Annotated in this window: 4 protein-coding genes and 1 pseudogene; 4 read left to right on the top strand and 1 reads right to left on the bottom strand. The window is 24.4% G+C overall.

The features are described 5' to 3' along the window. Window positions 1-628: 628 nt before the first annotated feature. A pseudogene (locus HNQ06_RS05875) lies at window positions 629-781 on the bottom strand (P12 family lipoprotein); the annotation flags it as partial. Window positions 782-1,405: 624 nt separating this feature from the next. Between HNQ06_RS05875 and HNQ06_RS04845 the strand changes: the two are divergent. The 4 genes from HNQ06_RS04845 to HNQ06_RS04860 all read left to right on the top strand — a co-directional run bounded on the left by HNQ06_RS04845 (window position 1,406) and on the right by HNQ06_RS04860 (window position 6,744). Further along, window positions 1,406-2,218, top strand: coding sequence for a 5'-methylthioadenosine/adenosylhomocysteine nucleosidase (locus HNQ06_RS04845; protein WP_184107816.1), 813 nt, complete (start codon window positions 1,406-1,408; stop codon window positions 2,216-2,218). Between the two features lie 1,469 nt (window positions 2,219-3,687). Beyond that, window positions 3,688-3,906 (top strand): hypothetical protein, encoded by a 219-nt coding sequence (locus tag HNQ06_RS04850; protein ID WP_184107817.1) that lies wholly within the window; start codon window positions 3,688-3,690, stop codon window positions 3,904-3,906. 816 nt (window positions 3,907-4,722) lie between these two features. Beyond that, a complete protein-coding gene (locus tag HNQ06_RS04855) occupies window positions 4,723-5,397 on the top strand; it encodes a virulence associated lipoprotein (protein WP_184107819.1) in 675 nt (224 codons plus the stop codon). A 354-nt stretch (window positions 5,398-5,751) separates the two neighbouring features. Continuing rightward, window positions 5,752-6,744: a virulence associated lipoprotein gene (locus HNQ06_RS04860; RefSeq protein ID WP_184107821.1), complete on the top strand. Its 993-nt coding sequence runs from the start codon at window positions 5,752-5,754 to the stop codon at window positions 6,742-6,744. Window positions 6,745-7,736: the final 992 nt, after the last annotated feature.

Here is a 7,736-nt window from a genome sequence, read left to right on the forward strand (position 1 = left end):
TGATGAAAATTTAGAGTTATAATATTTATACTATTAAATAATAATATATATTATTATTTAATAGTATAAATATTATAACTCTAAATTTTCATCAAATATCATCCCCCTAATAACACGTATAAACTTTTCAAGTTGCGCTTTAATTGCCAAAAAAATTTTGAATTGTATAGTTAAACCTTTTTAATGTTTAAAATGATGTTGCTAAACATATGAGATACTTATGAATAGATTTTTGATCATTATTTTTTTAAAGATTTAAATTTATAAAAAACATATAAAAATTATATAGTTTGAGATTTTTGTAAAGTTTCAGGTTCTTGAATTATATCCTTATATTAATCAATAGAATTTTAAACATGCCTAATATTAAAATGAGAGGCTTCTTCAGAAGAAGCCTCTCATTTTAATATTAATCTTTAGATTTTATATACCTTATTATCCATTAAGACTTACTAAAACAATTTTTGCATATTCAATAAGTTCTTTTATCTTTTTCTCTCTATTGCCTCACCTTTTTTAGAAAAAGAAGATTCTAAATTGGCTAAAACATCCTCTGGTTCATATAGAGCCTGTCTAGATTTGAGATGCAATAATAATACCCTATTTTTACTCTCCAATCAATAATACTTTATTTCAAACCTTCCTGGGCGTTATCAAAAAATATAGATGCAAATCTTATATCTTTTTCTGCAATGTTAATCTTATTTATAAGCTCATCAAGTTCAATCTTTATCTTTAACTCATTGTGCAATTGTGCTAGTTTTTTTATTTTATCTTTATTATTCTTATAATTTCATATTAGTGATGTTTTTTTATTTCGACTCCTTATCATTACATCATAAAAATCATTCCTTATTAATAAGCATAAAATGCTAAAGCATTAATTTTGCTGCTGCTTAACTAATTTCGAGCATGTATCTGTATTAAATTTAAGCTTGTTTTTTTCTATTAATGGTGTCATTTTTGCTTCCTTGTCAAGTGCAATTTCACTTTAATAATTTTAAAAAATAAAAATAAAATATTTAGGCTCACTAATAGATTTTAATGCCCACATTAAACCTAAATGTTTAATTAAATTGATTATTATTCTCAATGCTTTTTATATCTTTAAAAACACTTTTAAAGTGTTTTTAAAGATAGCTTCTTTTTGCACATTACTCAAACTCCATTCAAATAATAAAACATGGTTGATTTATATCTGCTTTTTATTTTTTTTGATTTTTGGATTTGAGTATTGATATTATTGTAATATTAATTTAAATTTTACTCTTAAGTAAAAGTGTGTTTTATTTTAGAGAATAAAACACAAACAATACCCTATAAATAGTTTAATATTGCAATACTATTTAAAATATGCAAATACTAATTTATAAATTAACAAAAAACATATAAGGGAGCTTTCTTAATGAAAATCAAAAATATAATAAACATATTAATATTTGTATCTGTAGCTTCAAATAGCTGGACAAATGAGTCAAAAACAAATACCCCAAATGAAAATTCTCAAAGTAATATTTTAATAATCTCAGCTACAAAAGCAGAAATAGAAGAGATAAACAAGATTATTCAAAACAAAAAATCTATTTCAATAGAAGAACATAGAAGAAAAAAAAAGATTGCCATTGGCAAAGTGAGCAATTATAATATAATCACCATAGCTACGGGAGTTGGAAAAATAAATACAGCCCTTTGGACAAGCTATATTATATCAAAATATAAAATTAGCCACATAATCAATGCTGGAGTTGCTAGTGGAATTTATAATAACAAAAACAAATTTATAAAAATAGGAGACGTTGTAATATCTACAGAAACAACAAGTTACGATTTTAATCTACATAGATTTGGATATGAAATGGGACATGTTCCAGAACACCCTAAAAAATTTAAAGCAAACACTGCTCTTATAAGGAAAGCTGCTAAGATAAAAATAAACAATATAACCTCATATATGGGTTTAATAATTACTGGAGACCAATTCATTGACCATCAAAATTTTCAAGAAATCCCAGAAGAATTCGAAAACGCAATTGCAATAGATATGGAGAGCGCCGCAATGGCTCAAGTAGCATACAGCTTTAAAATTCCCTTTATAATCATCCGTGGAATATCTGATATCGCCAATAATGAAAATAATTATGATGATTATAAAAAATTTTTAAAAAAAGCTTCTTCCAGCTCAGCAAAAATAGTAGAAAACTTAATTAAGTCAATGTAAATTATTAAGTTTTTAATTAGATTAGAGTTTGTATTTTTTTATTTTTTCATAATCTTCTTTAAGTTTGGTTATAGTGTCTTGTAAAATATATACTCACCTCAGTAAGCTCTTATTTCTAAACTTAAAAATTGATCTCTTCTTTCCTTATAGCGATTATTAGAGCTCCTTGCTAAAATCAATATAAAAGAAATAAAGCAATGATTAACATTTCCTCCCTTATCAATAGAATAAATCTCTTCAATGAGATATTGTTTGCTGAGGGATTATATAAAAAAAAGACATAATCAAGCACAACGTAGAGATCTTATTAGTAAATAGTACTCAATTTAAATAACTACCCACAGATACTTGCAAGCTAAATTATTAATCTCATTGATACAAAAAGCTTAATTGTAATAATTTATTTTCTTTTTATAAAAACATTAATTTCTTTCTCGCATAATTAAATTCTCAATATATTAGAAAATTTTTATTGTAAAAATTCTATTGTATTTTCTGCCACTGAAAATCACTCAAAGATCATTAATAATATTTATCTAGTAATTAAGAGTATCTATACCAACAAATTAAAACTTACTTAGAAAATCTGCGTTTTTGCAGTGTTGTGCTAGCTGTGTAATAAATTTGTCTATTAGCTAAAAATCTAATCGCTGCTATTTATGGCTTGCGACAACAATATTTTTTAGCCTATATTATAGGTTTAAATATTGAGCTTGTAAATTGTTATTACGACCTTTTTCATAATACACAATAGTTAAAGTATTAAATTAAGTTATATATTAATAACAATTATTATTGTTTGATTTAGGAGTTTTAAAATGAAAAAAATAGTATTGTTAATATTGCTAAGTTTGATCAGTTCGTGTAAAATAAAAATGAGCACGACAGAATATTAACACCTCTAAATGAAGCGATTTGTAAAATAAAAAATTCGGCAATAGCTATACATGTTTGCTTTAATGTAGATGAATTTTAAAGGTTTTTTATATCTAAAATTTTTTTCTTAATTAAGATCAAAACTAACAATTAATAAAAAAAATAAATTTTTAAATTGCTGTAATAAATAATTAATTTACTATATCTTGTTGGCGGTTCTTCTATAAACAACATTCCAGTAAGATATAAATATAAAATACACCAAAGGTGAAAATATGCTATCTATATAAATAAAATATAAAGACAAATAAAAATACAAACATATATAAAAGCCATTTAAAATAAAACTTTCAAAAAATTCCACCATTTAGAAAGATGAAGAATAAAAAGCAAAAAACATTAATAATTCACCAGCAAACATTTGCAACAATGGCATTACAAGTTTAAAATTAAAACATATATGTTGAGTAAAAATCTAAAAATTAGATCGGTTTATATAATATTTATAATCGGTTATTGCTGCAAATCACAAAATTCAAAAAATAAAAGAATCAAACTTCTATAATAATTTTAAACAGTTAGGAAGAGTTACTATGATTAAATTCCCTAAAAACCATATATCAAAGATTCATATCATAAAAGAATATGAGGATGTCACTATTAAGTGGGATAGAGAATACTCATTATTTAGAAAACTACATGGTAAAAATAAGACGCTTGAAGATTGGTTAGAACATATCAAAAAAGAAGAAAATCAAAAAATTAAAGAATTTGCAAATAAATTTATCAAAAAAAGAAAACCTAAAATATAAAAAGCGTAAAGAAGAATTACAAAGCATAAATAAAAATTATATAAATCGGTTACAAAAATACTGTGTGACATTTAAGACTTTAAAAAGAGTTCTATCAGAATATTTTAAAATAGAAAAAATTAAACAATTTGAGTATAAATGGGCTTATAAAAAGATTATAAAATAGAGAATTTGAAAAAATAGTAAAATTTTGTTTTACTTTATAATAATAACTAAAAATTTGAAATTATAAAGCAAAAAATAAACTTTTTAAACAAAAGGTGTTTATATATAAAAGACCTTGCAAAAGAAAATATCTAATTTGGCATAAAAGTTTAAAAAAATATTTATAAAAAATAAAGAATTTTTTATAAAGGCATAATTTGAACAATAGAACAATAAATATTCTGACAATAATAAGGGATAATTATAATATATCATATCATTTGTTATTGTATTTATTACTAAAAGACTTTAAATTAAAATGAATCGGGCTGGAGCATTAAAATTAAAGATAAGAATATTTAAATATTACCCTAAGACAAGATTAATTTATAATAGATCTAAAAGGGAATACTACTTCTAAATGAAAATAATTTTTTCTAAAATAGATCAAAATAAGAATAAAAATTAAAAAAATAATAACTGGACATCTAAAATTTGATTACTGTTTATAAGTATAATAAAACAAAACAATGCAAATTTAATCCTATCAATACAAGATGAGGATGCTATTTTTTATGCAAATTATAATTGTTAACAATAAAATACATTATTATGTTGTATGATTTCTAATATAGAAATAGAATTAATTTATACCAATTAAGGAGAATATTTATGAAAAACAAAATAATTTTATGTATGTGTGTTTTTTCGCTTTTAAACAGTTGTAATTCCGACCATGATACTGCATCAGCAATAAAAAAATATGCTGATAAAACAAAAAAAGAATATATTAATGAAATAAAAAATTTAATAGCGACAACTAAAGAAAGCATAGACAAAGGCGAAATGCCACTGGCTAAACCGAAAAACCAAAAACCTGCAAACAGCAAAAATAGGGAGAAAGCTTTTGAGATAGATAGCAGAGCTTTTGACTTTATAAATAGTTTTTTAACAGATGCTGAATTCAATAAATTCACAACAATATTTCACAAACCAACACTACAATCGCCAGGCAAGGTGTTAAATAGCATAGCAATTTTAGAGCTTAACCTAGAAAAAACAATTAATCACTTATACTTAAAAAAAGAAGCCTTGGATAAGGTAAACTCCTCTGATTTGGGAAAGATCAAAAATTCTCTTGAACAACTGCTCTCTATAAGGAAATTTTTTTCAACAAGCATAAAACAGATTTTATTAGATTATCAAAAAAATGAAAATTCTATAAAAACAGAGGATTCTAAATTAGAAGAATACTTAGGTACAACATTAAATCGGTTTAATGAGAAAAAGAAAGAGGCTGAAAATCTGAGAAACACTATATTATCAATACCTATCCCAGCATTATGAATTAAAACTTATTAATAAGGATTTTTAAAGTAACTTAGGCCTTTATATTTAAAGGCCTAATAAAAAAAGTTTATTATTTCCCATTAATATTGTTTTAATAAAACACATTGGGATTTAAATAATTATAAAAGCCACCTTATTCACTTCACAAGTAAAACATACTATCGCCCAAATAACAAATTTGGCAAAAATCAATCAAGGATATATAAAATAAATTTTAAAAAAGTTTAAGTTGCAATAAAATACTTAATTTTATTAAGTAAATAGCAAATATTGAATCAAATTAAATATTTGCTTATAATAAGTATAAATAAATAAATAAATAAATATCGAATTATATAAAGGAGAGTATTTATGAAATACCATATAATTGTAACTATATTTGTTTTTCTATTTTTAGCTTGCAGGCCGGATTTTAATACTGATCAAAAAGACATTAAATACCCACCTACTGAAAAATCAAGGCCCAAAACGGAAGACTCTAAGCAAAAAGAATCAAAGCCTAAAACAGAAGAAGAACTAAAAAAACAAGAAGAAGAAGAACTAAAAAAACAAGAAGAAGAAGAACTAAAAAAACAAGAAGAAGAAGAAGAACTAAAAAAACAAGAAGAAGAAGAACTAAAAAAACAAGAAGAAGAAGAAGAACTAAAAAAACAAGAAGAAGAAGAAGAACTAAAAAAACAAGAAGAAGAAGAACTAAAAAAACAAGAAGAAGAAGAACTAAAAAAACAAGAAGAAGAAGAAGAACTAAAAAATACACTACTTAATGATTTAAGAGAGCAAATTAAAGAGGCGTACTATTTTAAAGAAAAATATGTAAAAAACATGGAAAACGAACCTAAGGACCAATACGGAGTACAAGCTTTTAATAAATTGAATTGGGGGAAAGGAACTGAAGATATATCTGACAATACCGAAAGATCTATAAGATTTAGAAGACATACTTATACTCTTTTAAGTACTCTGGATATTGATGAATTAAAGGAGTTCTCAGATATTATGCAGAAGGGAAAAGCATCAAAGATATTTAATTCCTTTAGCACTCTTGGGGGAGTTCTTGACATAGTAAGTGATCACCTATATACCAAAAAAGACAATCTAGACAAACTAAATATTTCAGATTTAGAGCAGCTTAAAAATTCGTTTAAAAAAATATTATCTATAATAAAAAGCGTCTCAGAAATGTCAAAACAAATTATATTAGATTATGAAAATAATAAAGATCTTATACAAACAGATGTTAATGAGCTTAAATCTTATTTAAATAAACTTTACAATGAATTTCAAGAAAAAGCTAAAGAAGCAGAACGGCTAGAAAAGTTTATAGTGTCAACATATAACCCTTAATATTTAGATTTTTAAAAATTTATTAACAATTTAAAAACAGTATATTTAAACTTTTATGGAAAAATATTTTATCTATTAAAGCAAGTATTACAATAATATATTTTTGGCTTAGAAATTCTTGTTATTATTTCTACTGAAAGGATTTTTACAGATATCATAAAAAGCATATTCAACCCCGATAAATTAATTTGATAAACTTATATCCACCTAAAATTCATATAAATTGTAGGTTAAAAATTGTTCTGCTTTTTAGTTAAAAGCACTTGAAATATAGAATTATTTCCTAAAAGTGAATTACTTTTTCTATAAATTTATAATTTGTAAATTTGTCCTTTATAAATATCTCTTCTGCTGTGCTTTTTTTCTCTCTCTCTTTTTAACTTTTATTTTAAGCACCTTTTTGCGTATTTCAAAAGCCATACTTTTCCTTCTTCCCTTGCAAATTCTTAAAACATTTCTTGCCAAATAGAATCGTAGTTATTAAACCCTATCTCTTGCGCTTAAGAACAATTCAAACTTTGCGACCAAACTAACAAAACTGTCCTAAAATTTATGTTAATTTAATCTCTTTTTGGGCATATGGTAGCGTTTCTAGATAATCGCGTGTTTCTTGTCTGTAATTGATTGCTAAAGATCTTTAATACTAAATAGATCGTCTTTTGGAATACTTCCTTTGGCTAATCTATTTATCGATACAAATATTTACATTCTTGCTTTTAAAAACATTAGTAATAGTTTGCATTAAATTATTGGTTTCAAATACTGTATTTTTAGAATCTTGGTCAAAATCAACAACTATTTCCTTATTTTCTACTTTTTTTCAAGCAATTTGATAAAACTACTCCCAAATTATCTTTTTTTGCGTAGCTGAAAACTCAGAGTTTTATATGTACCCCTCATTTGCTTTTTGGCCCATTTTTTGATAAGCTCGGCAGCCACTTTGTAATATTGCAAACCTAATATCGCCCATTACCATATATATGTAATTTTGA

The sequence above is a fragment of the Borreliella lanei genome (assembly GCF_014205895.1).
In the GTDB taxonomy this organism is placed as follows: Bacteria; Spirochaetota; Spirochaetia; order Borreliales; family Borreliaceae; genus Borreliella; species Borreliella lanei.